This is a genomic window from Thioclava sp. SK-1 (assembly GCF_001705665.1).
Lineage (GTDB): Bacteria > Pseudomonadota > Alphaproteobacteria > Rhodobacterales > Rhodobacteraceae > Thioclava.
In genome coordinates this window covers 1-25,674 of record NZ_MDHA01000022.1, presented here as the reverse complement: position 1 = coordinate 25,674, position 25,674 = coordinate 1, and the positions used below count along the sequence as shown (strand labels likewise).

At 57.9% G+C, this 25,674-nt stretch carries 23 protein-coding genes and 1 pseudogene; 15 read left to right on the top strand and 9 right to left on the bottom strand.

The features are described 5' to 3' along the window. Positions 1–92 precede the first annotated feature (92 nt). Both BFP70_RS02180 and BFP70_RS02175 read left to right on the top strand, forming a co-directional pair. Positions 93–596, top strand: a complete 504-nt coding sequence (locus BFP70_RS02180; protein WP_066009738.1) for a TRAP transporter small permease — start codon at positions 93–95, stop codon at positions 594–596. A gap of 1 nt (position 597) precedes the next feature. Beyond that, a complete protein-coding gene (locus BFP70_RS02175) occupies positions 598–1,920 on the top strand; it encodes a TRAP transporter large permease (RefSeq protein ID WP_255356567.1) in 1,323 nt (440 codons plus the stop codon). Between the two features lie 5 nt (positions 1,921–1,925). Here the strand turns inward: BFP70_RS02175 and BFP70_RS02170 are convergent, their stop codons facing one another. Further along, a complete protein-coding gene (locus BFP70_RS02170; RefSeq protein WP_066009737.1) occupies positions 1,926–2,939 on the bottom strand; it encodes a LacI family DNA-binding transcriptional regulator in 1,014 nt (337 codons plus the stop codon). A 240-nt stretch (positions 2,940–3,179) separates the two neighbouring features. Here BFP70_RS02170 and kduI point away from each other — a divergent pair, with 240 nt between their 5' ends. Together kduI and BFP70_RS02160 are read left to right on the top strand one after the other, a co-directional pair. After that, positions 3,180–4,016, top strand: coding sequence for a 5-dehydro-4-deoxy-D-glucuronate isomerase (kduI, locus tag BFP70_RS02165; protein ID WP_066009736.1), 837 nt, complete (start codon positions 3,180–3,182; stop codon positions 4,014–4,016). A 1-nt stretch (position 4,017) separates the two neighbouring features. Further along, positions 4,018–6,480 carry a hypothetical protein gene (locus tag BFP70_RS02160; protein ID WP_066009735.1) on the top strand — a complete coding sequence of 821 codons (2,463 nt, stop codon included), beginning with the start codon at positions 4,018–4,020 and terminating at the stop codon, positions 6,478–6,480. 54 nt (positions 6,481–6,534) lie between these two features. Here the strand turns inward: BFP70_RS02160 and BFP70_RS02155 are convergent, their stop codons facing one another. The 3 genes from BFP70_RS02155 to lysM all read right to left on the bottom strand — a co-directional run bounded on the left by BFP70_RS02155 (position 6,535) and on the right by lysM (position 9,682). Further along, a complete protein-coding gene (locus BFP70_RS02155) occupies positions 6,535–7,062 on the bottom strand; it encodes an alkylphosphonate utilization protein (protein WP_066009734.1) in 528 nt (175 codons plus the stop codon). A 62-nt stretch (positions 7,063–7,124) separates the two neighbouring features. Continuing rightward, complete coding sequence (locus BFP70_RS02150) at positions 7,125–9,017, bottom strand: acyl-CoA synthetase (protein ID WP_066009732.1); 1,893 nt, start codon at positions 9,015–9,017, stop codon at positions 7,125–7,127. A gap of 221 nt (positions 9,018–9,238) precedes the next feature. Then, positions 9,239–9,682: a peptidoglycan-binding protein LysM gene (gene lysM / locus BFP70_RS02145; RefSeq protein WP_066009730.1), complete on the bottom strand. Its 444-nt coding sequence runs from the start codon at positions 9,680–9,682 to the stop codon at positions 9,239–9,241. 249 nt (positions 9,683–9,931) lie between these two features. On the opposite strand from lysM, the gene BFP70_RS02140 reads away from it, so the two are divergent. From BFP70_RS02140 to BFP70_RS02130, 3 genes are all read left to right on the top strand, one after another. Then, a complete protein-coding gene (locus BFP70_RS02140) occupies positions 9,932–10,813 on the top strand; it encodes a uracil-DNA glycosylase family protein (RefSeq protein ID WP_066009819.1) in 882 nt (293 codons plus the stop codon). Between the two features lie 116 nt (positions 10,814–10,929). Beyond that, on the top strand, positions 10,930–12,387 hold the full coding sequence (locus BFP70_RS02135; RefSeq protein WP_066009728.1) for an efflux RND transporter periplasmic adaptor subunit: 1,458 nt from the start codon (positions 10,930–10,932) through the stop codon (positions 12,385–12,387). A gap of 3 nt (positions 12,388–12,390) precedes the next feature. Then, positions 12,391–15,741 (top strand): efflux RND transporter permease subunit, encoded by a 3,351-nt coding sequence (locus tag BFP70_RS02130; RefSeq protein WP_066009726.1) that lies wholly within the window; start codon positions 12,391–12,393, stop codon positions 15,739–15,741. A 9-nt stretch (positions 15,742–15,750) separates the two neighbouring features. Here the strand turns inward: BFP70_RS02130 and BFP70_RS02125 are convergent, their stop codons facing one another. After that, entirely contained in the window at positions 15,751–16,692 is a 942-nt protein-coding gene (locus BFP70_RS02125; protein WP_255356566.1) for a protein-disulfide reductase DsbD domain-containing protein, read from the bottom strand. A 162-nt stretch (positions 16,693–16,854) separates the two neighbouring features. Between BFP70_RS02125 and BFP70_RS02120 the strand changes: the two genes are divergently transcribed. After that, the gene (locus BFP70_RS02120) at positions 16,855–17,415 is read left to right on the top strand and encodes a YqgE/AlgH family protein (RefSeq protein ID WP_066009724.1); all 561 of its coding nucleotides are present in this window, start codon (positions 16,855–16,857) and stop codon (positions 17,413–17,415) included. Between the two features lie 7 nt (positions 17,416–17,422). On the opposite strand, the gene BFP70_RS02115 is transcribed toward BFP70_RS02120, so the two are convergent. Continuing rightward, the gene (locus BFP70_RS02115; RefSeq protein ID WP_066009722.1) at positions 17,423–18,385 is read right to left on the bottom strand and encodes an L-threonylcarbamoyladenylate synthase; all 963 of its coding nucleotides are present in this window, start codon (positions 18,383–18,385) and stop codon (positions 17,423–17,425) included. Positions 18,386–18,515: 130 nt separating this feature from the next. On the opposite strand from BFP70_RS02115, the gene BFP70_RS02110 reads away from it, so the two are divergent. From BFP70_RS02110 to BFP70_RS02090, 5 genes are all read left to right on the top strand, one after another. Then, positions 18,516–20,198 (top strand): acyl-CoA dehydrogenase, encoded by a 1,683-nt coding sequence (locus BFP70_RS02110; protein ID WP_066009720.1) that lies wholly within the window; start codon positions 18,516–18,518, stop codon positions 20,196–20,198. Beyond that, a complete protein-coding gene (locus tag BFP70_RS02105) occupies positions 20,195–21,265 on the top strand; it encodes an MBL fold metallo-hydrolase (protein ID WP_066009718.1) in 1,071 nt (356 codons plus the stop codon). Before BFP70_RS02110 ends, BFP70_RS02105 begins: the two co-directional genes overlap by 4 nt. Beyond that, entirely contained in the window at positions 21,262–21,741 is a 480-nt protein-coding gene (locus BFP70_RS02100) for a DUF6173 family protein (protein ID WP_066009716.1), read from the top strand. Before BFP70_RS02105 ends, BFP70_RS02100 begins: the two co-directional genes overlap by 4 nt. Positions 21,742–21,816: 75 nt before the next feature. Beyond that, positions 21,817–21,951, top strand: a complete 135-nt coding sequence (locus BFP70_RS02095) for an aa3-type cytochrome c oxidase subunit IV (protein ID WP_066009714.1) — start codon at positions 21,817–21,819, stop codon at positions 21,949–21,951. A 67-nt stretch (positions 21,952–22,018) separates the two neighbouring features. Further along, complete coding sequence (locus BFP70_RS02090) at positions 22,019–22,651, top strand: hypothetical protein (protein ID WP_066009712.1); 633 nt, start codon at positions 22,019–22,021, stop codon at positions 22,649–22,651. A 79-nt stretch (positions 22,652–22,730) separates the two neighbouring features. Here BFP70_RS02090 and BFP70_RS02085 read toward each other — a convergent pair whose 3' ends face one another. After that, on the bottom strand, positions 22,731–23,063 hold the full coding sequence (locus BFP70_RS02085; RefSeq protein WP_066009711.1) for an AzlD domain-containing protein: 333 nt from the start codon (positions 23,061–23,063) through the stop codon (positions 22,731–22,733). Beyond that, complete coding sequence (locus BFP70_RS02080) at positions 23,060–23,779, bottom strand: AzlC family ABC transporter permease (protein ID WP_066009709.1); 720 nt, start codon at positions 23,777–23,779, stop codon at positions 23,060–23,062. The genes BFP70_RS02085 and BFP70_RS02080 overlap by 4 nt, the downstream gene beginning before the upstream one ends. 102 nt (positions 23,780–23,881) lie before the next feature. On the opposite strand from BFP70_RS02080, the gene BFP70_RS02075 reads away from it, so the two are divergent. Continuing rightward, positions 23,882–24,454, top strand: a complete 573-nt coding sequence (locus tag BFP70_RS02075) for a molybdenum cofactor guanylyltransferase (protein ID WP_176715472.1) — start codon at positions 23,882–23,884, stop codon at positions 24,452–24,454. Next, positions 24,455–25,054, top strand: coding sequence for a GNAT family N-acetyltransferase (locus tag BFP70_RS02070; protein ID WP_083217303.1), 600 nt, complete (start codon positions 24,455–24,457; stop codon positions 25,052–25,054). A gap of 119 nt (positions 25,055–25,173) precedes the next feature. On the opposite strand, the pseudogene BFP70_RS02065 reads toward BFP70_RS02070, so the two are convergent. After that, positions 25,174–25,446 (bottom strand): annotated as a pseudogene (locus tag BFP70_RS02065) (integrase core domain-containing protein); the annotation flags it as partial. Positions 25,447–25,674 lie beyond the last annotated feature (228 nt).

The window sequence follows — 25,674 nt, the reverse complement described above, 5'->3', positions numbered from 1 at the left end:
ATTTTACACTGCGACGTTGCCCCATGATCACGTGCAGGGAGGACGTAAGTCGGCATGGGGTCATACAGGTTCCAGGACGTGAGGAGGAAAACGTGCTGCTTCCCTTAAAACGAGGTGTTGAGCGCCTCCTTTTGGGGGTGATTTCCGCGATGTTGACGGTGATGGTTTGTCTGATGTTATGGCAGGTTTTCACCCGATATGTGCTGGCGACACCCGCATTATTCACGGAAGAATCCCTGCGGTTCTTAATGATCTGGATGGCGCTTTTGGGCACAGCCTATTGTTTTGCAACCCGCAAGCATCTGTCGCTGGAACTGCTGCCTGCGTTAAGCCCGCCACACGTTCAACGTGGGCTGGCGGTCATCAATGCGCTGATCTCTATCGGTTTTGCAACGATGACGATGTTCTTCGGCGGGCTTCAGGCCAGCCAATCCGCGATGCAGCAATTTTCACCGATCATGCAATTACCGGTTGGGTTGATCTATATGGTATTGCCGATTTCTGCGGCACTGATCGTTTTGTTCCAAGTCATTGATATAATTTTGATATTGCAGCGCAAAATTCCCCCGCTGAACATGCAGTCGGAGGGGGTGTAAGATGGATCTGTTTATTGATCTGATGATGGAGCCCGCCTATGCAGCGATCTTCCTATTTGTCGTATTCTTTGGCCTTTTGCTACTTGGAACCCCGATTTCTGTGGCGATCGGCGTGTCTTCCGTGCTTACGGGATTGGCCTATTTCTCGCCCGACGTAATCTATTTCGTTGCCGCGCAGAAGATGTTCGCCGGGATTGATAGCTTTACGTTGCTGGCCATCCCATTCTTCGTGCTGGCTGGCAATATCATGAACAAAGGCGGGATTGCGATTCGGCTGATTGACCTGGCTAAGCTGATCGGGGGGCGGATGCCGGGCGCTTTGGCGCATACGAATGTGATTGCAAATATGCTGTTTGGGTCAATCTCTGGCTCGTCTATTGCGGCGGCGGCTGCGGTGGGCGGCACAATGGCTCCGCTGCAAAAGAAAGAGGGATATGATCCGGCATTTTCCGCGGCGGTCAATATTGCCTCCGCCCCGACGGGCATCTTGATCCCGCCCAGCGGACCGTTGATCCTGTTTTCGCTGGTATCGGGCGGCACATCTATTTCGGCCTTGTTTCTGGCGGGTTATATCCCTGGCATTTTGATGGGCCTGTCGGTGATGCTGGTGATCACCCTGATCGCCTATCGGCGTGGCTACCGGTCAGAGGTGCGGATAACCTTGCCACAGGCAATGCGGGTAATCGTGGGCGCTTTGCCGTCGCTGTTGATGGTGGTGGTTGTCATTGGTGGGATCATCATTGGCGCCTTCACCGCAACCGAGGGCGCGGCCGTCGCCGTCCTATACAGCTTTGGCCTGTCGCTGTTGTATCGCATGGCCACCTGCCGCGAATATCTGGAAGTCTTGGCCTCTTCAGCGGTCATGAGCTGCTCGATCCTGTTCTTGATCGCGGCCTCTGGCATCATGTCCTATGTGATGACGATCGCAGGCATTCCCGACATTATTGCAGATACAATTCTCAGCTTTGACAGCCCAATCACCATTTTGCTGATTATGAACATCTCATTGCTTATCATCGGGTTTTTCATGGATCTGACACCGGCGGTGCTGATCTTCACTCCAATTTTTTTACCTATCGCGCGTGAGGTCGGTATGGATCCGGTGCAATTGGGGATCATGATGATCTTCAATTTGGGTGTGGGGTCGATGACCCCACCGGTGGGCAGCGTGCTATTCGTGGGTTGTGCTGTGGCCAATCTGCGGATTGAACAGGTATTTCGCCCCATTTTGCCGTTCTTTTTCGCCGTGTCTTTCACGCTGTTGCTGGTCACCTATCTGCCGGTGTTGTCGTTGGGTCTGCCGCGTTTGCTGGGGCTGATGTAACCGCGTTAGCGGGGCGCGGGGCCTGTGCTGCTTCGCGCCACCAGATCACAGGCCAGTTCCACCCGCCGGGCCGGTGTTTTCATCTTGGCTGCACGCAAGCGATTGGTTTCTAATAGTAAATCTAATGAAAAGGCGCCGACGGATTTCATTGGGATCATAACAGAGCTGAGTGCGGGCGACAAATATTGCCCCTGTGGTAAGCCGTCGATGCCGATGATGGACACCTGTCCGGGCACATCGATCTTGGCCGCTTGCAATGCGGACATTGCGCCTGCGGCCAAAATATCGCCGGCGGCTACAATCGCGGTGAAGTGCAGCCCACTTGCCAGAACCTGATTGATACTGTCTTTTGCGGCTTCGGCGGTCCAGTCTTCTACATCAACGACAAATTCGGGGCGGTAATCCTGTGCCAGAGCATCGCGCCAGCCTTCCAGCCGACGCTGAATGGTCCGGCGCCCGGATTTGTTCAGAAACAAAATGTTGCGGTGCCCCAGCTGCATCAAATGCCGGGTGGCCAATGTTGCGGCGGAGCGGTTGCATGGTGTCACCGAACTCAGCCGCATCTCTGGATCGTCGCCATTCACCAGCACAGCAGGTAGGTCCAGATCGCGCACAAATGCCAAAGTCTCGTCATCCACCGTTACCAGTAAAAGGCCAATAAGGTCGCCGCCATCAAGGATGTCTTGTAACCCGCTAGAGCCGCGATCCGCCTGATAAATATGTGTGTCGATCTGGATATCCTGGCTGTCGGCGCGGTCTTGCAGCCCTTCCAATACATACATTGTAAATTGGCTGCGTTGGAAATCGATCATCGCCTCTTGCGAAGAGACCAGCAAAACGCGTTGGCCGGGGGGGGTGCCGGGCATTGCGTAATTCATGTCAATTGCAGCAGAGCGGATCTGTGCGGCCAGGCTTTCACGGACATAGCCTTTTCCGGTCAATGCACGCGATACAGTCGCGGTCGAGATCCCCAGACGTGAGGCAATGTCACTGATCCGCGTGCGGCCTGAGCTGGTCATGTTTGCGACTCCCTGATTTGCCGCATTCTGAAAATTATTTACATCTTGCGCAAGTATTTTCCGAATGAGATTATTTTTACCTATTGGAGGGGGAGGAACCGTCACCAGTTTCGCGATAACTGCATCCGGTAACGGGGTGGTTTCGGCCCGGTCTTTGGGCTGCGGGAGGCGGCTGGACGACCCAATCCAAATCGCCCCATCACCGGGGCATCAAAGTTTAGGGATGGAAGGAAGCGCGCCATGGCCATGCTTCAAAAATACGGGGCTGGACCGGATCAGATCGACCGGATGCTGCCTGCGGATCTACGCGAAAATTTCATGGTGGAGGGCCTGTTCAAGCCCGGTCATATCGGTTTTGCCTATACGCATTTTGACCGGATGATTGTGGGCGGCGCGGTGCCGACACAGGCGCCGTTGCAATTTGGCTCTGGTAAGGATGTCGGCACGCCGCTGTTTTTTACCGCGCGCGAGATGGGCGTGGCGAATTTGGGCGGTGCGGGCTGGATTGAGGTTGATGGAACGCGCCATGGTTTGGCCAGCCGTGATGTTTTATATATCGGGCGTGGCACGCAATCGGTGGTAATGGGCAGCGATGATCCACAGGCTCCGGCGTGGTTCTATATGAATTCTGTCCCGGCTGGTGCAGATATTGCCACCCGCGTCATCACACGTGCGCAGTCGAAACTGTTGCAGCTGGGCGATGCACAGCGCAGCAACAAACGGTCTTTGGCGATGTATATTCACCCAGAGGTTTCGCCCTCGTGCTTGTTGTTGATGGGGATTACGGATCCTGCGCCAGGATCGGTCTGGAACACGATGCCGCCGCATCTGCACGAACGCCGGATGGAGGCATATTGCTACTTCGATATGTCGCACGAAGATCGCGTGATGCATCTGATGGGGCGTCCCGATAATACCCGCCATTTGATCGTTGCCGATGGCGATATTGTTTTGTCGCCAGCGTGGTCAATTCATATGGGGGCAGGCACGGGCCCTTATGCCTTTGTCTGGGGAATGACGGGCGAGAACCAAGCCTATACCGATGTGTCCCCTGTTGCGATTTCGGAGCTGTGTTAACATGACACTGATTTCAGGAAGCCCGATCCCATATTGGCAGGTAACCGATCTTGAGCAGGCACGTTATGATGTGGCCGAAAGCCCGATGGAAGGGGAGATGGATTCTACATTCTTTCTGACCAAGGATAAGAATTTCATCCCGCATACCTACCCATGCCGCACAGCCTATATTGCACAGGTGCGGGATGTGGAACCCGCGCCTCGACCGATGCCTGATTGGTCTGTGGCGCGGAATATCATGCCAGCCGGGTCGCCATTTTTGGATTTGTCAGGCTTTTGGTTTCGGGCCACTCGTATTCATGGCTGGGCCCGCACCGCGGTGACGGCGGCGCAGGCCGGCCCGGCCCGGCTGAAACTGGGCATTTGCGGGGCTGGCGTGGTCTATGTGAACGGGCTGCGTGTGGCATGGTTGGCGCCCGCCAGCCGCAATGCCATGGCCGAGGTCGAATTCACCGCAGAACTGGTGGCTGGCCACAATGAGATCGCGATCCAGTTCGAAGATCTTTGCGAACGCGATGCCGTTATTCGGGTTGCGCTGACATGGCACGATGGGCCGCCGGCCAGCGCGTCACATTGTTTCTCGGCTAAGTCCGCGCTTGTCACCGAGGTTGAGGCCGCATTAGAGGCCATGCATCTGGACCGCAAACTCTATGACGGCGAAGATATCTGGTTGATCTTGCCCCGTGCCTTTCCGCGTGCGGTGACGGGCATGGTGCATGTGGCCGGGCATTTCATGTCACATGACCATAATGATATCGCGATCTCTGTTCCCGCCGGGGCGGATCGTGTCCGGCTATGTGCCTCAACGGATTTGCCGGCTGACTTCCGCTATTTTGATTTCAACATCAACTGCGGTGGGTTTGTCACACAAGCGCGGCTAGGAGCCGAGATTTCATGGCGGCACAAAACCAAATCTGCGTCGGCGCAGATCAGTGACCGGATTGCAGAAACTTTGGTGTGGTTGGCACGGCACGCGGAAACAGATACGGAAACCGCATTGGCCTGTGTGGCCGTTGGCGACATGCAGGCGCTGACCCGGGCCGAGCAGATCATCACCACGGCGCTGCCCGGGATTGAAGAGTGCTTTGACTGTGCCGATTTCGCGCTGGTGCCATTACTATGGGCGCGAATGGTCTATGGGGATCGCCTGTCACAGGCGCTGGTGGCGCGCATTGATGCGGCGACGTTGGCCTTCCGGTATTGGATGGATGAGCCGGGCAATGATGTGCAGTGGTATTTTTCCGAAAACCATGCGCTATTGTTCCACACAGCGGCCTATCTGGCCGGGCATATGCATCCCAACGCGACCTTTCGCCGTTCCGGTCGGGTGGGGACAGCGCAAAGCCGCGCCGGGTATGAGCGCTTGGTCAGTTGGTTCGATCATTTCGAAAGTGCGGAGATGGCAGAATTTAACTCTGCCACCTATTTCCCGATTGATTTTAAAGGCCTGACGGCGCTTTACGCGCTGGCGCCGGATGCGGCTATCCAACAGCGCGCCTATAAGGCGATCGTGCGTCTGGTGACGATGGTCGCACATTCGGCGCATCACGGGGTTATCACTGCGGCACAGGGGCGCAGCTATGAACATTCGCTATGTGTGTCGGACACGTCCGAGCTTACGGGACTTTCGCGCCTGATATGGGGCAAGGGCACATTTGGGGCACATGCAAATTGTCTGGCTCAGATCGCGCTATGCCTGCGCGATTATAAATTGCAATTGCCCGATTTGGCCGCCATTGCCAATTGGGAGGATGCCGACCACGCGCAGGAATGGACTTTCTGGCAGGGCAATAACGCCTTTGCACGGCTGTATCATTATAAGACCTGTGACACCGCTATGGGCAGCGTGGCGTCATACCGCTGGGGGGACTGGGGGTATCAAGAAACGTTGTTGCAGGCGCGGATCGGGCGCAACCCCGCCGCACAGATATGGATCAACCACCCCGGTGAAATCGTGCAATCCGGGTTCGGCCGCCCGTCCTTCTGGGGCGGGTCGGCATCGGTGCCGCGGGTGCAGCAATATCGGGATCTGGCGATTGTGGCCTTTAACGGACAGGCGCCACAACCCGGCTTCACCCATGCATGGTTCCCGACGCAGTCCTTCGATGAATGGTCGGTCGATGGGACGCGGGCGATTGCGCGCAGCGGCAACGGGGCGATGGTGATTGCGGCTGGCGCACCGCTGGTGCTCACCAAAAGCGGCGGCTCTGCGGATCATGAACTGCGCTTGCCCGGCTATGATGGGCTGTGGATCGTGAGGCTGGGGCAGACGTCGGATTTGGGCGGGTTCGCACAGTTTCATGCTGTGCCCGTGACCAAAGATGTCGATGGCACGATTACGGTGACCGATGCAGATTACGGTCCGGTGGTATTCCATACGGACGGTACAATCGCCGCTGAAGGGCGGATCCTGGATCCGATGGCCTGGTCCCTGAGGGGCCAAAGGACCAAGCTTCCGCTTTAGGGCGATCTGGGCGGCTGCAAGACGGGATCATGCGGCTGCCCAGAAACTTCATGCTCACCGCTTCTTCACAAATTTAGTTAGAATCACGATGCGTTGGCCTTCAACGCGCCCCTCGATATGGTCGGGATTATCCGCCACAAGGGAAATAGAGCGCACGGGCGTTCCTCGTTTGGCGGTAAAGCCTGCGCCCTTAACCGGCAGATCCTTGATCAACACCACAGTGTCGCCTTGCGCCAGAACCACGCCGTTGGAGTCGCGATGTTCTACCATCAGCGATAGCGCATCTGCCAAGGCCTGCGCCTCTGGCTCCATCATCATGGTGTCGCGCGTCTGGGTCGCCCATGCTTCTGTAATGGCGCCAAGCCTGCGCCACGCCATCGCCTGAACTGCCGGTTCGGGCGACCACGCAGCCCCCTCCAAACAGCGCCAATGCGCCGGAGGCGCGTCGTCACTGCGGCAGGTGGCACATAGCAAAACGGCCTGTTCCGTGCCTGTCAATGTAACCGCTGCCAGATCAGGGGCCGCGCCGCAAAATTCGCACACCCCGCCAGAGCGCGCTTTCAAAATGTCGATATCCGCCATTCCCTGCCTTCCCTATTTTCAGACAGGGCTTACGCGCGGGTGGCAGATATGACAATCCATGATCAGCCGGCTTCGCGGACCCTGTCCCAAGCGACCGAAAATTGCCCCAAACATTGCGTCAGCGCCTCGGCATCGCCCGCCCCGGTGACCTGTGCCGTCAGGCCGCGTTTCTTATGATCGACAACATCGTGAATGCGGGCCGGCAATCCCGCCTCTGCCAAGGCTTTGTTCAACACACGTTTGATCGCACGCTTGCGCAAATCTGGCTTGAATATCTTACCTACGGCGGTTTTGGGCAGCTCTTCCAAAATTTCCAGATGTTTTGGCATGGCCGCGCGCTCATGTATCCGGGTACGGATATAATCCAGCAGTTCGGCTTCCGTGACCGTGGCGTCTTTTACCAGTTCAACATAGACGCAGGGCAATTCGCCCGCAAACGCGTCCGGCTGACCAATGGCTCCGGCAAACGCGACTTCAGGATGGGCCATCAGCGGATCTTCGATCTGGGCGGGGTCAATATTATGCCCACCGCGAATAATCAGATCCTTGGCACGGCCAGTGATCCATAAAAACCCATCGGGATCGATGCGGCCCAAATCGCCGGTGCGTAAAAAGCGATCTTCGGCAAACAGATCATGGTTTTTGACGGCCTCGGTATAGGTCGAACCTTCAAACACCCCAGGGGAGGCCACGCAGATCTCGCCGACCTCATCACAGGGGCACTCGGTGAACCCCTCGCCGGATTTGCGCAGGATACGCACATGGCTATATGGCAAGACATAGCCGACAGAGCCGACCTTTTTTTGCCCATCGGGCGGGTTGACCGCCACAAGGCAGGTGGCCTCGGTCAGCCCATAGCCTTCGGCGATCTCAACGCCGGTGGCCTCTTTGAAACGGTTATACAGCTCAATTGGTAGCGGGGCAGAACCCGAAATCGCGATCCGCAAGCTGGAGATATCGGCATTCACCGGACGCTGCATAAGCGCGGCAATCGCAGTGGGCACGGTGATGAGGAATGTCACCTTATAGCGTTCTACCAGCTTCCAGAAGTGATCAAATACGCCGTCGCCGCGATACCCCGCAGGTGTCGGGAATACGACATGCGCACCGGACATGATCGCGGACATCAAAATCGGATAGGCCGCGAAGACATGGAACATCGGCAAAGGGCAGATCAATACGTCAGTCTCGCTGAACAACAGATTGCTGCCCAACCAGCCATTATACACCATGCCCGAGATTTTATGCTGCGCCACTTTCGGAATGCCCGTCGTGCCGCCGGTGTGGAAATAGCTGGCCACCCGATCCTGCTTCGGGTCGTCAAAGGTCAGTGCATGTGCAGGTTGCGCATCCATTGCCGCGTTGAAATCCATCACCCGCGCATGATGCGCCGTCTTGACCTTGGGTCGCAGCAACGGCACCAGCCATTTCTTTGGCGCCGTCAGATAGCGGTTCAAATCTACCTCCAGCACCGTCTTTACATTGGGTGCCATCGCAACAGCTTCGGCCGCCTTTTGCGCGATGTCGGTCTTGGGAAAGGCCTTCAAGGTGATCAGAACGGTCGCGCCGGTATCGCGTAAAATACCTGCGATATTCTCGGCATCCAGCAAGGGGTTGATCGGATTGGCAATCCCTGCCGTGGCCCCTGCCAACAACGCTACAACCGCCTCTGTCGCATTGGGCATCAAATAGGCGACAGTGTCTCGCGGACCGATCCCCAGCTCGCGTAACAGGTTCGCGCCTTGGATCACCCGCCCGTGCAGCTCCGCCCAGGTCAAGGTTTCTGCCGGGGCCGTAGGATCTGAAAATAGTTGAAACGAGATAGCTGGGCGTGCGCCATATTTTTGGGCCGCGCGCGCCATCATATCATGCATTGTGGCGGGCCGCTCGCGCGCCTCCCAAGCCATCTCCTGTTCGACCGCATCACGATCAGCCAGCGTTGAATAACGTCGCATAACTCCTCCCTCGAACCAGTGTGTCGCGGGATCTCCTCCCAAAGGCCCCAACCCATCATGGCCTACAGTCGCTTTCCCGGGCAAGCCTTCTGCGCGAACATATACGTCACGTTACATCTTTGTAATGCCCTGCGTTCTAGCCTGTGCTGCGCTGATACGAAAGGGGGCCGATCGGCCCCCCAATACAGTCTGATGTTCATTATCCGCCCGGTATCAGCGGCTTAGGATTTGCCACCGGGAATGCGCAATACTTGGCCTGGGTAAATTTTATCCGGGTCGCTCAGCATTGGCTTGTTGGCCTCAAAAATGGTCATGTATTTTGACCCATCTCCGAGCGCCTTTTGCGATACCGCCCAAAGCGTGTCGCCCTTTTCAACGGTATGGAACACCGCATCACCTGTGTCGGCATCCGTGTCGGTTTCAACCGCCGCGACGCCGTCAACATTGCCAACTGCCAAAATGATCTTCTCTTTGGTTTCGGCGTCCACTGCAGCACCTTTGACCACAACTTTGTCACCATCCACGGCCAAATCAATTCCGCTCGCATCCAAACCCAAAGCCTTCAGCTCAGTCTGCAAAGCCTCTTCCTTCGGCGCTTCAGCAGCCTCCGCCTTGCCGCCAAAAAGCGATTTCCCGGCCGTCTTGGCAAAATTCCACAAACCCATAAGTCTCTCCCAAAATGCGACGCAAATTCCGCGTCACACATGACAATGCCCCAATATTTTGGCAAGCAACAGTTAAAATGCTGCGTCTTCTCGCGCTTTCATCTTGCCAAAAATATCCCGGGGGCCGCGCCGTTTCGGCGTGGTGGGGCAGCGCCCCTCCGCCGCGATACTCTGGCGCGCAACGGCCTAAAGCCGCAGGGTATGAAATGGGGATTTACCCGCAAGTCGCGTCGTCATAGATTGCACCGCATGGATGAAACGCTTCCCCCAAACTCAGACGCAGCCCCCAATGCCGAACCGTGGCAACAGCTTGATTACGCATCAGCTGTGGCGGCGTTTGAATGGTTGATGGAGCTCGGGGCCTGCGACCCGGTGTCTGACGCGCCAGTGATCCGCTATGATTTGCCAGACAAATTGGCCAGGTCGGCCGCGGCATTACCGCAACAGGGGGCGCCCACCGCGGCGGATCGCGCACAAGCACCGCTGACCCATCCGCGTGTGACCCCCGCCCAAGCGCCCGGCACAGACGAAGGCATAGGCGTCGCGCGCGCACAGGCCGGTGCGGTCGAAACCCTTGAGGCGCTGCGCGACGCTATTGATGCGTTTCATCATTGTGATCTGCGTAAAGGTGCGCGGTCGATGGTTTTTGCCGATGGGCGTGCGGGCGCACGGGTTTTGATCATCGGAGAGGCACCGGGACGCGATGAGGATCGCGATGGGCGTCCCTTTGTCGGCTCGGCAGGCCAGCTGCTCGACAATATGCTGGCGGCGATTGGCCTGTCACGTAGCAATCCTGATGTGGAAAGCTCCGTCTATCTGTTGCCCGCTTTGCCGTGGCGCCCCCCGCAGGACCGTGATCCAACCGCTGCCGAATTGGCATTGATGCAGCCATTTCTGGCTCGTCACATCGCCCTGGCTGACCCGGATGTGATCGTGCTTATGGGCAATGCCGCCTGCGCGGCGGGGCTGGGCCGCGCAGGCCTGTCGCGTTTGCGCGGTATCTGGACAGAAGCTTTCGGAAAGCCCGCCTTGCCCATGCAGCACCCGGTTCATCTTATGCGCCAGCCCGCCGCGAAACGTGATGCATGGGCGGATCTTCTGGCGCTAAAGGTGCGGCTGCAACAGGGCTAGGTCCATGCTTCAGCCAGCCTTAAGTTTGGCGTGAAATATCCGTGATAAGATGCGATGATGGCGTGACGATTTGTTACTAGCGATGCGGTACGGCGACCAATAGCCAAGGAGACGACATGCGGTTTCTCAAACGCAGCCTGCTGGGGCTGTGCCTGATGGCCTTGACGTTTGCAATTTTGGCCACGGCGGCCTTTGTCATGCGCAATGCGGTTGCGGACCGGCTGGCTGATGCCGGGGGGCCAACGGGGGGGCGTGAACGCGTATTCGCGGCCAATGTGTTGGCGCTGCACATGCAAGATATCGCACCGCAACTGACCGCTTACGGGGAAGTCCGCTCCACCCGTCGGCAAGAAATCCGTGCCACGACCGGCGGCACGTTGATCGAATTGGCGCTGCAATTTCAAGAAGGTGCCTATGTTACCAAAGGCACCGTCTTGGCGCGTCTGGATCCAGCGCAGGCCCGCGCCGCGCGCGATCAAAGCCAAGCTGCCCTGCAAGAGGCGCAGGCCGGGCTGGAGCAGGCGCAGCGTTCGCTGGGCATTACAGCCGATGATTTGCAAGCCGCGCAACGACAGGTGGATCTGCGACAACGCGCATTGGACCGTCAGGTCAGCTTGAATGATCGCGGTCTTGGCTCTGCCGCCACCACTGAGGAGGCGGAGCTGGCCGCCTCAAGCGCGGAACAATCCGTGCTGACCAAACGGGCCGCGTTGTCATCAGCGCAAGCCGCCTATGATCAGGGGCAAGCCACATTGCTGCGCGCGCAAATTGACCTGTCCGAAGCCGAGCGTATTTTGTCCGAGACCCAGATTGTCGCCGGCTATGACGGTTATTTGTCGTCTGTCACAGCGGTCAGCGGCGGCTTGGTATCGGCCAATGAAATGTTGGCAGAACTGATTGACCCAAGCGCGCTTGAGGTGTCGTTCAGGGTGTCAACCCGGCAGTTTTCACGCTTCACCGATCCGCAGGGCCAATTGGTGGCCGCCCCCGTGCAGGTGCAACTGGACACCGCCGATGGGCGCGTGCATTCCCCGGCCCGGTTAGAACGTGTTGGTGCCGCGGTGGAAGAGGGGGCTACAGGGCGATTGCTGTTTGCAACGATGCAAGATCCTGCGGGCTTTCGCCCCGGTGATTTTGTCACCGTGATCTTGACCGAACCGATGTTGCCACAGGTGGCCCGCATCCCGGCACGCGCGGTGAATGCACAAGATCAGGTGCTGGTCCTGGCCGAGGATACGCGTCTGCGGGAAGCAAAGGTAGAGGTTCTGCGCCGCGAAGGTGATCAGGTGATTATTCGCGCCGATCTGCCCAGTGGCACCGAAATCGTGGCACAGCGCACCCCGCTTTTGGGGGAGGGTATCAAACTGCGCGCCATGCGCCCCGGTCAGGTGGAGGCGCGCGAGCCGGAGCCGGAGCTGGAGTTGGACCCCGCCCGCAGGGCGCGGCTGTTGGCTTTTGTGGACCAAAACACACGCATGCCAGAGGATGCGAAGCAAAAGCTGCGCCAGGAGCTGACGCAGACACAGGTGTCCCGCGCCACCGTGGAACGGCTTGAAAGCCGGATGGGGGGCTGATCCATGGCCGCGCCCCGCCCCCAATTGCCGCCAGCCCAGGGGCTGATCGGGCTGTTCACACGCCATGCGACCTTGGCCAATATCGTTTTGGTTTTGCTGATTTGTGCGGGGGCCGTCACGATTCCGCGGATGCGTGCGCAATTCTTCCCCGATACGATCAGCGATCAGATTGAAGTGTCGGTGCAATGGGATGGGGCGGGGGCAGAAGATGTCGACCGTGCCATTGTGCAGGTGTTAGAGCCTTCGCTTTTGACAATTGATGGTGTGGCCGAGGTCGAAGCATCTGCCCGTGAAGGTGGTGCCTCTATCGATGTGGAATTCGAACCCGGCTGGGATATGGGGCAGGCACTTGATGATGTAGAAAATGCAGTGCAATCGGCAGGGGATCTGCCTGAGGCTGCCGAAGATCCGGATATCCAGCGCTCTGTCTGGCGCGACACTGTGACCGATATCGTGATCTCGGGTCCGCTGGGCGCGGAACAGCTTGGCCGGTTGGCCGATGAAATGATCGTAAGGCTTTATGCCCAAGGGGTAACGCGCACCACGCTATCGGGCATGGCCGCGCCGCAAACCTTGATTGAAGTGCCCACGACCGAGATGATGGCGCATGATGTCACCTTGTCGCAGATTGTCGCTGTGGTTGGGGCGGCCGTTGATGGCGCGCCGGCGGGCGATGTGGCCGATGGGGCCGCACGCGTGCGCACAGGCGAAGAACGCCGCGATCCGCGTGACATTGCCGGGCTGATCATTCGCGCCAATCCCGATGGATCGCTGTTGACCGTTGGCGATGTCGCTACCGTCACAATCGAGGGGCCGACACGGTCGCGGGCATATTTCGTGGATGGTGATCCGGCAATGGTGATCAACGTGTCACGCACGGCAGAGGGCGACGCGATTGCGATGCATCGCGCGGTTAAGGATATTGTGGCGCAGATGCAGCCCACTTTGCCGGCCGGCACCCATATCGATCTGATCCGCTCCCGGTCCGAACAGATCTCAGCACGGCTGGATTTGTTGGTCGGCAATGGGCTGATGGGGCTTGGCCTTGTGTTGGTGCTATTGTTCCTATTCCTGAATGCGCGGACGGCATTTTGGGTGGCGATGGGTATTCCCACATCTATGCTGGCGGCACTGGCGATTATGTATCTGTTTGGCATGACGCTGAATATGATCTCGCTTTTCGCATTGATTTTGACGCTGGGGATCGTGGTGGATGACGCCATTGTTGTGGGCGAACATGCCGATTTTCGGGCGAGAACCCTTGGCGAGCTACCGATTGTTGCGGCCGAACGTGGGGCACGGCGCATGGCCTCACCCGTGGTGGCGTCAACATTAACCACCGTCATCGCTTTCGCAGGGCTGACGATGATTGGCGGGCGGATGGGGTCCTTGATCAAGGATATTCCCCTGACCGTGATCATGGTTCTGGCGGCATCTCTGATCGAATGCTTCTTGATCTTGCCGAACCACATGGCCCATGCGCTGGCACATACGGGCGAACGTAAATGGTATGATGCACCGTCGCGTGCCATGAACCGGGGCCTGGATGCGGTGCGGCGCAAGGTCATGCGCCCGTTGACCAAAGGCGTGATTATGCTGCGCTATCCGGTGATTGCCTTGGCGGTGTTGGCGCTGGTGTCGCAGGTTGTTTTGCTGGTGTCGGGGCAGGTGCAATGGCGATTTTTCAACGCGCCAGAGCGCAGCTCGGTTTCAGGTTCGTTTGCGATGGTCAACGGCGCAGAGCGCGCTGATACGCAAGAAATGCTTATGGCACTGGAACAGACGGTCGCGCAGGTCGGTGCCCAATATCAGGCGGAATATGGCACCAATCCTGTGGATTATGTTGTGGGGCAGTTGGGCGGCGCAAGCGGTCGTGCGCTGGCCTCTGCCGATAGCAAAGATGCCGATCTGTTGGGATCGATTTCAATTGAGTTGATCGACGCGGATCTGCGGCCCTATTCCAGCTTTGATTTTGTTGCCCGCCTGCAAGAGGCCGCACCACAACTGCCGTTGGTGGAAGAGCTAAGCTTCCGCGGCTATCGCTCTGGCCCGGGCGGCGATGGGATCGCGGTGCAGTTTTCAGGCGCTGAAACCCGTGTGTTGAAACAGGCAGCAGAGGATTTGAAAACCGCCTTGGCGGCCTTTCCCGAAGTATCGGCGTTGGAAGACAACCTGGCCTATGACAAACAAGAGCTGATCTTGGATCTGACGCCGCAGGGCCGTGCGCTGGGCTTTGACACGCAGACCCTTGGCAGTGAATTGCGCGCCAGACTGAACGGAACAGAGGCCGCGACCTATCCGGACGGTGTGCGCTCTGCCGCGATCCGGGTGGAGCTGCCCGATGCCGAAAAACGCGCAGATTTCACCGAACGGATGCAATTGCGCAGTCCGGATGGAATTTGGGTGCCCTTGTCAGATATTGTGTCGATCCGCTCCGAGGAAGGGTTCTCGACCATTTTGCGTGAAAATGGCGTGCGACAGGTGGAGGTCACAGGCGATCTGTCCGAAGACAACCCCGAACGCGCCAATGACATCACCACCGCATTAGAGACCGAGATTTTACCCGCCATCGCACAAGAGCTGGGCGTGGCATATTTCATGTCCGGTCAGGCCGAAGATGAGCGTGACTTTTTGAACGATGCATTGTTGGGGCTGGGGATGTGCCTGGTCGGGATTTACGTTGTGTTGGCCTGGATTTTTGCCAGCTGGTCGCGGCCTGTGGTGGTGATGTCGGTTATTCCTTTTGGGTTGGTAGGTGCGATCTGGGGACATTATGTCTGGGACATTCCAATGTCGATGTTCTCAATCGTCGGGATGATTGGCATGTCGGGTATTATCATCAATGACGCAATTGTGCTGATTTCTACCGCAGATGAATATGCGCTAAAACGTGGCTGGCGCCCTGCGATCGTCGATGCGGTGGCCGATCGTTTGCGGCCGGTGTTGTTGACCACGCTGACCACCGTTTTGGGGCTTGCACCGCTGCTGTATGAGCGCAGTTCAGAAGCGCAATTTTTGAAGCCAACCGTTGTGACACTGGTCTATGGGCTTGGTTTTGGCATGGTTATCGTGTTGCTGCTGGTGCCTGCGGTTTTAGCGGTCCAACAAGATTTTACGCGCTATCTGCAATCATTGCGATTTGCACTGCGTATGCCGCGTTTGCGCGGGGTGATGCATGGCGTAAGCGCGGTCGTGGCGCTTGGTTTCGGCCTTAGCTTCGGTGCAGCGTTGTGGACGGGGCAGGGGTTGGCATTGGCCTGGGGCGTGTCTGTTCTGGTGCTTGTTGTGGTGACGGTGGCCGCTGCGATGATAGCGCCGCGCGTCATACGGATGAACCAGGCGCCGCGCCGCTAAGGACGGGCATCAGCCGCGTGGACAGCCGTTCATTTCCACCGCTTGTTCTGTGTGATCCAACACGGTGATGCGCAAGGCGGCCGGGTCCAGATCGAAGGGCTTTCCCGCATCGGCGACAAAATCCGCCTGGGCGACCAAAATATCGCCCTCACGATGGCTTTCGGGATCTGAAATCCAGACCGGTTGGGACAGTAATTCAAACAGCGCCACCTGTCCGGGTGCGTCTGGCATCGCGATGCGGGCTGTGACGCGCATCCCGTCATTGATCGGCGCAATCTGGCATGTCGCAATGCCCGCGACCGCGCGCGGTTGACTGTTCAGCGCATCGGAGATCAGCGGATCGGGCAGGCCAAGCCCGCTGAGTGCTGTATCCAAATTCACCGATACAGGCACACAAATATCGTCACAAATGCCGAAATCCATGCTGGCCGACAGTGTCATCGGGCGATTGGGATCTTGGGGTGTGATTTCAATCGGCAAGATCATCTCGTCTTTATACCCGACCGAGCGCATGCCGTTTTGTTCAAACACATGAGGCGCGGGCCAGTGGATTTTTACATCCGCCACATTGCGCGATTGCGCAAAATTGATGTGCGGTGGAATGCCCGCATCACCGGGGTTACGCCAATAGGTTTTCCACCCTTTGTCCAGTGACACGCGGATTGCAGCCATCCGCGCACCATCCGGGGTTTGCCACCCATCGCGCAGCTCTGCCCCGATCATACCGGGGGGCAGCGCCATCATAGGCTCATCAATCCCAAAGCCGATCGGGATGGGCGGCCGGCCCAGATGGGGCGGTTGGGGTGGCGCAGGTTGCGCGGTTTCGGGCAGGTAGATCTGCGCGGTGATCCATTTTTCCTGCGCTGTAGCTGCCAACGGGCAGGCACAGGCACCTAAGGCGATGGCCCCGGCGGTGGTGGTAAAACGGATATGGCGCAAATTATTGATCATATCTTCGCATATCGCCCATCATGGGGTCAGGCAAAGTCACAAACACGCCATCACACATGTGATTGATACTTCTGCAACAGCTTGCACTTGAACCAAAGCCCATGACGGGCCAGTTTGAAGGGCAAGGACGATCTGTGCGATCAGCAATATGGAGAAATGACAATGGACCTTAGCGGCAAACTCCTGATTGCGATGCCCGGCATGCAAGATCCACGATTTGAACATGCGGTGGTGTTGATCTGTGCACATGGCGATGACGGGGCAATGGGACTGATCGTGAATAAGCCTTTGCCGAAACCGGAAATGAGCGACCTGTTCGAGCAACTTGATATTCCGATGGCCAAGGAAGACGAGACCGGCCCGCAGCCTATATTGTTTGGTGGTCCGGTCGAAACCGGGCGCGGCTTCGTTCTGCATTCGCTTGATTGGGCGGGGGCAGAAGATGCGATGACCGTCGCACCGGACTTGGCGATGACCGGGACGCGCGATATTTTGGAAGATATTGCCGCAGGGCAGGGGCCAGAGCGATCGGTGATGGCGCTTGGCTATGCGGGATGGGGGCCGGGCCAGTTGGAACAAGAGATCCTGGACAATGGCTGGCTGACCTGTGACGGCGATACTGAGCTGGCGCTATCTGGCGATTACGCGAATAAATGGGTTGCGGCACTGGGTTTGATGGGGATTGACCCGCGGACCCTATCGGCCACGGCGGGTCATGCCTAAGCGGTGATCAATCGCGCGGGGCCGCAGCACGGCGCAGCCTGTCATTAATCGCACGGCCCAGGCCGCGTTCGGGGATCGGCGCGACGGCGATCCGTGTCGGGCCGTTGGGCGGCGATGTCAGCGCATCCGCGCTATGTAATGTCGCAAACAGGTTTGCAGCCGCCTCCAGCAAATCGCCACTGGCCGACAGTGTCAGCTGACCCGGGCAGCCGGGGCCGAAGCCAATCCACAGCTCATTTGGTTGCGCTTCGGTGGCATTCAGGCGCACCGGCGCGCCGGGTGCGTAATGCGACAGCAATTGACCTGGCGCATTGGGTGCGGCGGCATCACCGCCGGTGGGCAAGCTGCGGCCAAGGGCGGTTTGCAATGCCTCGGTAGAGATGCCGCCGGGGCGCAGCAATCGCGGCGGGTCTAATGACAGAATCGTTGATTCGACCCCCACCGCACAGGGCCCCCCATCCAATACAGCCGAAATTTTGCCTGATAGCCCGTTTAAAACATGGCCTGCAGTCGTCGGGCTGATTTTACCCGAGATATTGGCCGAAGGGGCCGCGACGGGGCCATCCACCTGGCGCAGCAACCTGCGAGCAACCGGATGTGCCGGAACCCGCACGGCAACCGTGCCCAACCCGGCGGTAACCAGCTGCGATATCCCACTGCCCGCACGCAAGGGCAATACAAGCGTCAATGGGCCGGGCCAAAAGATCGCGGCCAAGGACCTGACATCATTGGAAATTTCTGCAAAGTCCTCAGCCATATCCAGACAGGCGACATGGGCGATAAGCGGGTTGAAGCTGGGGCGTCCTTTGGCCGCATAAATCCCTGCAACAGCGCTATCACTGCGTGCAGACCCGCCTAGGCCGTAAACCGTTTCGGTTGGAAATGCCACAAGCTTCGATGCGCGCAAAAGCTGTGCGGCGCGGTCAATGCCCGCGTCATTTGCAGATAATGTTTCGGTTTCAAGACACATATCGGGCCGTGACGCAGCGTTGAATGTTGATAGGGGGCCACCTTGCGGTAACCTGCTGAGGAGTGATGACATTGCATAAGCGCGTGTGACCCCTTTGCCAAGCAGGCAGGGCCACGCGGGAGGACGCCGCATGCCCTATAAATCTCCATTGTCGGATATTCGGTTCATCTTGGACCATGTTGTGCCTTTGGCTCCGGTCACGGCCACGGATCGGTTTGCCGAGGCAACGCCGGATATGGTTGAAGCGGTGCTGACAGAGGCCGCGAAGCTGTGTGACACCGTGATTGCTCCGCTTAATCGTGCGGGGGATCAGCATGGCGCGGCTCTGGGGGCTGATGGTGTGCAGGCGACACCCGGGTTCGATGGTGCCTATCGTCAGATCGCGCAGGGTGGCTGGGTGTCTGTGTCAGCCGATCCTGATTATGGCGGGATGGGTCTGCCGCAAAGCTTGGCGGTGGCGATCAATGATATGATGTCAGGGGCCTGTCTGGCCTTGCAATTGAAGCCGCTGTTGAGCCAAGGCCAGATTGAGGCGCTGGAACATCATGCCGATAACGCGCTTAAGGCGCTGTATCTTCCCAAGCTGGTGTCGGGGGAATGGTCGGGCACAATGAACCTGACAGAGCCTCAGGCAGGGTCTGACGTCGGGGCGCTGCGCAGCCGGGCAGAGCCATTGGCCGATGGCACCTTTGCGGTATCCGGGCAGAAAATTTTCATCAGCTGGGGCGACAGCGATCTGGTGTCAAACGTCTGCCATCTTGTGCTGGCGCGCCTGCCAGATGCGCCAGCGGGTATCAAAGGTATCAGCCTGTTTATGGTGCCGAAATTTCTTCCCGATGCAAAAGGTGAGCCGGGCGCGCGCAATGGCGTCACTGTGGTCAGCTTGGAGCATAAGCTGGGTCTGCATGGCTCTCCGACTTGTGTGATGGAGTTTGACGGCGCGACTGGCTGGATGGTGGGAGAGCCCAATAAGGGCATGGCCGCGATGTTCACGATGATGAACAATGCCCGATTGGCTGTCGGGGTGCAGGGCATTGGCGTGGCCGAAGCCGCCTGTCAGCAGGCCTTGGCCTATGCGCAAGACCGTGTGCAATTTGCACCCATTGTGCAGCATCCGGATGTCAAACGTATGCTGACGCAAATGCGGGCTGAGATATTCGCCGCCCGGTCCATCGCACTGGCTTGTTCGGTGGCGTTGGATTTGGCGCGGGCGACGGGGTCGGGTGATTGGCAGGCGCGGGCCGCGCTGTTGACGCCGATTGCCAAATCCTATGGCACCGATGTGGGGTGCCGCGTGGCCGACCTGGGCATTCAGGTGCATGGCGGTATGGGCTTTATTGAGGAAACCGGCGCGGCGCAGTTTTTCCGCGATGTGCGGGTGACAGCGATTTATGAAGGTACCAACGGGATTCAGGCGATGGATCTGGTTGGGCGCAAAATGATGGATCAGGGACGTGCCGCGCTGACCTTGCTGCAAGAAATTGAAGACGAGGCCACCGCGGCACGCGATCAACTGCCCGATTTGGCCGAAGCCGTTTGGCAGGCGGCAGAATCCCTGCGCGAGGCCACAGAATGGCTTGTCGCGCAGTCGATGGAGGATCGTTTCGCGGGCGCTGCGCCTTATCTTCAGGCTTTTGCACATGTGTTAGGCGCGCATTATCACCTGCGCGCGGGGTTGGCCGATCCGGGACGTGTGGCTTTGGCCCGTGCCTTTGTGCTGCGGATCTTGCCGCGCCATCTTGCCGATATTGCCGAACTGCGCGCCGGTGGGGCTGGACTTTCGGCGCTGAGCGTCGAAGACTTGGGAACATGAGCGAAACAACACTTGCCCCCACGCAAACGGGCACCATCCCCCGCGCCGGTCTGCAATACCCTTGGCCTGCGGCCCCGGCCACGGGCCATACGATTGAAATTCGCCCGGGCGTCCATTGGATGCGCCTGCCGTTGCCGATGGCGTTGGATCATGTGAATGCCTATGCGTTGGATGATGGCGATGGTTGGACCGTGGTGGATCCGGGAATTGACACACCCGCCTGCCGTGCCGCGTTACAAGCGGTGCTGGATGGGCCATTGGCGGCAAAGCCGGTGACGCGGGTTGTGGTGACGCATTACCACCCCGATCATATCGGCCTGGCGGGGTGGTTGCAGGCGAAAGGGGCCAGCCTGTGGACCACGCGCACAAGCTGGTTGCAGGCACGTATGCTGCAATTGGATGCCCAAGATCGCCCGGCGCCTGAAACATTGGCCTTTTGGCGTGCTGCGGGGATGGATGCGACGATTTACGACACTCGGCAAAACGAACGTCCGTTCAATTTCGCGGATTGTGTGCACCCGTTGCCCTTGGGTTATCGTCGTGTGGTTGCTGGACAGTGGCTGAAGATGGGCGGACGCGACTGGGTAGTGCGGATTGGCCATGGCCATGCCCCTGAACATGCGACCTTCTGGAGCGATGATCTTGTGCTGGGTGGGGATCAACTTTTGCCCTCTATTTCGGCCAATTTGGGGGTTTACGCCAGCGAACCCGATGCCGATCCGGTGCAGGACTGGATTGACAGCGCGCGCGCAATGCAGCCCTTTGCCAGTGACGCACAGCTGATTTTGCCCGGACATAAACTGCCTTTTACGGGGTTGCCGCTGCGGCTGAATCAGATGATTGAAAATCACTCTGGCGCGCTGCGCCGTCTACGGGCACATTTGGAAACCGGGGCAAAAACGGCCTGCGACTGTTTCCCGCCCTTATTCAAGCGTCAGATTGACGCGGGCACCTATGGGTTGGCCCTGGTAGAGGCCGTGGCGCATCTGAACCATCTGTGGCACCGTGAAGAGGTGCGCCGTGACATACAGCGCGAGACTGGTGTGTGGTATTGGAGCCTGCGATGACCGACGATATTGTGACAACCGCCGAGGCGCTTGAAAACAGCGTGATGCCGCGTGCCCATGCTGTGCATACCGATGATAGCCGCCCGCCAACCGCCGAGATGTGTCCACTGCCTGCGAAGCTGGCGCGTGACACGCCCGAAAGCAAATCCGCAGCGCAATGGGCCTATGAACGGCTGGTGCTATATATCCAGAACTTTGAGCAATCTTTGCAAGCAGATGAAGAGGTGGCGCTGGGGCTTACGGGGTCCAATGCCGGCGTTCTGAAGATTGAGGGGATCGGCTATTTCGCGCCGGATATTTTGACGTTTTACGGCACGAACCAATCCGGCGCACGCACGCAGCTGATCCAGCATGTTTCGCAATTGGATGTGGCCTTGGTGGCGATGCCCAAGCCCGTGGATGCGCCTGCGCCGCGCCGCATCGGATTTCGACTGGCGCGGGATTTGGACGATGACGGATCCGAAACCAATTCGTGACACAATGCGTGTGATCGTATAATCGAAACGAAGGGAGCGCGTCTGACCCCAGACGCAGTGCAAAGGGAGAGGCACATGGCAGAGCATAAGCATGGTGAAATGGATATTCGTGACCACGAAAAGACATTTGCCGGTTTTGTTAAATTCGTTACCTACACAGTGGTTGTGATTATTGCTTTTCTGGTGTTTCTCGCGCTTGTCGGGGCTTAATTGCCGCTGGGCTTGACGGTCAGGCCCGTGTTTCCCGACGCGCAACACTGGATAAGGGAGTGGGCAGATGCGCCGACTTTTCATCTGCCTGGGCCTGATGCTCAGCTTGGCGGCCTGTGCCGTAGATCATAAATTCGACAGCCCGGCTGCGGTGAATTCGGCGCGGTTCGTTTCCGACGAGCCGCCTTCGATCACGTTGTATACGGTGGTCAGCAAGCGTTCGGGCAATGGTGGCCATTCGGGCCTGTTGATCAATGGGTCGGAGCGGGTGCTGTATGATCCGGCGGGCAGTTGGTATCACCCCTATGTGCCAGAGCAAAACGATCTGCATTACGGCATCACCGAGCGGATGCGCAAATTCTATATCGATTACCATGCCCGTGAAACATGGGATGTGATCGAACAGAAAGTCTATGTCTCACAGGCGGTTGCTGATGAGGTGAAGCGCCGCGCGATCGCGCATGGCTCTGCGCCGAAATCGTATTGTGCGAATGCAATTTCAGGGATTTTGGACGGTGTTCCGGGGTTTGAAACGGTTCATTCGACCTTCTTCCCGATGAAATTGTCGGAAGAATTTGGTGCGTTGCCCGGTGTCAGCTACCGACTGTATCACGACAATGATCCCGATAATAACCATGGGGTCTTGATGGTTCAAAAGGACGACCCAGAGGCCGCGGCGCTTATCGCAGCCCGCAACTGAATTACACAGTCCTAGAAATTGAAAAAGCGCGCCCTATCCGGCGCGCTTTTTCATCATAGTTCCTCGGGGGAGTGAACTTTCATAACAGTAGAAAAATTCCAGCATAAAGCATACCGAATCCGCCGAGGATCGAGATCAGGGTATTCTTAGTCCACACGCCCAAGGCCACCGTGACAGCAGCGGCCAAGATACGGGCCGGATCCAGCGCGCCTTCGGTTGCTTCTGGCCAGATGACCAAAGGTGCGACCAGTCCGGGCAATACGGCAACCGGGGTGTAGCGCAAATACCTCAGGGCACGTTCGGGCAGGGGTTTGCGCCCAACCAAGCCCAGAAACGAATAGCGTAGGAAAAACGTGCCAACCCCAAGGGCCGTGATGATGACCCAAAGGGCAATATCTGAATATCCTGTCATTTGGCGGCCTTTCTTCGGGTTTGCCACAGCTCAACTTGTGCCCCTGTTACCATCGCGCAACCTGCCGCCACCAACAGGCCAAGCCCGGCTGGCAGAAAGGCAAAGACCAGCGCCACAATGATTGACACGGCCGCCGCTGCCACATGGGCCAATGTGCGCAATGCAGGCGCAATCATCGCAAGAAATGTGATTGGAATGGCGAAATCCAGGGCGAATTCTGGCGGGATGGTTTGACCGATCTGGGTGCCAAGTAAGGTCGAACCATACCAGAACGGCGGGATCACAGTGCTTGTCCCGGCATAAAATGCCAGTTTCTCTGACATGGTCATTTTTGGGCGGGCCTCATATTCATTAATCGCCATCGCATATGTCTGGTCGACCATGAAATAGGCAATCAGCGCCTGTTGCCACCGCGTTGCCTTGCCCAGATGCGGTGCCAAAGATGCCGAATACATCGCCATCCGAAGGTTCACCGCCAGAGATGTCAATAAAATCAGGATCACCGGAGCCTGCTCAACCATCAAATGCAGGGCGGTGAATTGTGATGCGCCCGCGATGACGAAGATCGAGAACCCCATCACAGGCAAGATATCCAGCCCCGCTTCGGTTGCGGCGACGCCGAACAACAGCCCAAAGGGAAAGATAACAAGGGTAAAGGGCAGCCCCTGCACGAAGCCGCGCAGATAAGCCGATGTAATCGGGGAGCGTGTTTTCATTGTTCTGACTTGTTTAGGGAGCGTCATCTTGTAAGTGATAGGCATGGCGTCCGCAGGTTCCAAGCGGGCAATTGTATCGGGGGCAATGTGAGAACCGCAGGCGTGATACTTGCCGGAGGCGAAGGCGTTCGGCTGGGACGGGTGGATAAGGCGCTTTTGTCGTTGGCTGGACGGCCCATGTTAGAACATGTTTTGGGTCGGTTTGCTCCGCAAGTGACCTATGTTGGCCTGTCGACCAATGCTCCGGCAGAGCATTTTTCAGGGTTCGATGTCTCTGTTTTTGCCGACAATCCGAATATGCGGGGTTTGGGCCCGCTGGCGGGGATCTGGGCAGCTTTGGATTGGGCGTATCAGATCGGGGCGAAGACAGTGGCGACCGTGTCGATTGATACGCCGTTTATTCCGATCAATTTGGTGCCGCGTTTGATTACAGCAGGTGCACCGGCGGTGGCGGCCAGCCAGACCCAGGTGCATCCAACGGTTGCATTATGGCACGTCTCGCAGCGCGAACAGATCCATGCGCAGATCGAAAGCGGTGATCTGCGCCTGTCGACGGCGGTCATGGATGCGACGATCGTGGAATTTGATGGCGGTGGTTCTGATCCGTTCTTGAACATCAATCGCCCCGCAGACCTGCATGCGGCCGAGGTATTCTTGCGCGGTGGGGCGCGATAGATGGCACCGCCGTTTACCATTTTGCATGGCATTCGCGATGAAGACCGGATGGAGGCTGCGCGGCTGTATTGGCTGGCCTTTGGCAGCAAATTGGGGCGTGTTTTAGGGCCAACGGCTAAGGCCTTACGCTTTGTCGATTTGGCGATGACGCCGACACATGCATTTTCTGCCTTGGATGCGCAGGGGCGGTTGATCGGGATTGCGGGCTATCGCACGGCAAAGGCGTCGTTTGTTGGTGGCGATCGCCATGATCTGTTGGCGATTTATGGACCATTTGGGGCAATGTGGCGCATGGGGTGCCTGTCGGTCTTGTCTCGCGATACAGAGCGGCGCGCGATGATTGCAGATGGAATTTCCGTGCGTCCCGAAGCCCGCGGGCAGGGGGTTGGCGCCGCCTTGATCAACGCGCTGTGCGGCGAGGCTCAGCGACGCGGCTATGACCAATTGCGTTTGGATGTGGTTGGCGAAAACCTGCGTGCGAAATCGTTATATCAACGTATGGGGTTCGAAGTGGTTAACCGCCATGACAGCCTGATGACGGCGGCCTTGTTCGATTTTCGGTCCAGCTTCGTGATGGTGCGCCCGGTTATGTGCCAATGAACCATAAGATTGCTGGAATTTGTAATTTTCCATACCACCCTGTTAAGCATAGCTTTCCGGCTTTTGTCGATCTGCGGCCTGGTAATCTCCCCATTTTTAACGGGGTGCATTCTTAGAACTTATGCGGCCATTTTCAGCTTCATGACGGGTGTGGTGCCGCCGATGCCCATGTTTGGGCGATCGTTGTTATATGTCCAGGGCCATTGTGTAGCCTGATCCTGTGCCTCCTCGATGCTCTTGATGATGTATTGATCCAACCACTCGTGCCGAACCGTCCGGTTGTAGCGCTCGACATAAGCGTTCTGCTGCGGTTGGCCGGGTTGGATGTGCTGGATCGTTATACCCTGCTTCTCAACCCACATTCTGAGCTTCTCGCTGATGTATTCGGGACCATAGCACGTCGGGAATGACGCGCTGTTTATAGGTTATGGCCACGCGCGCAGCCCCCAAATAGCGCAGCGTATGGCCATAACCGGTCTCAGGTCTCAACAGTGGTTTTGCAGAACCACACCGCTGAGGAGATCGGCTATGACCGTCAACCATTCTACTGCTGCGACTGTGCTTGTCGCCATCGACATTTCCAAGTACCGCCACGAGGTCCTGATCGGGATCCCGGGAAA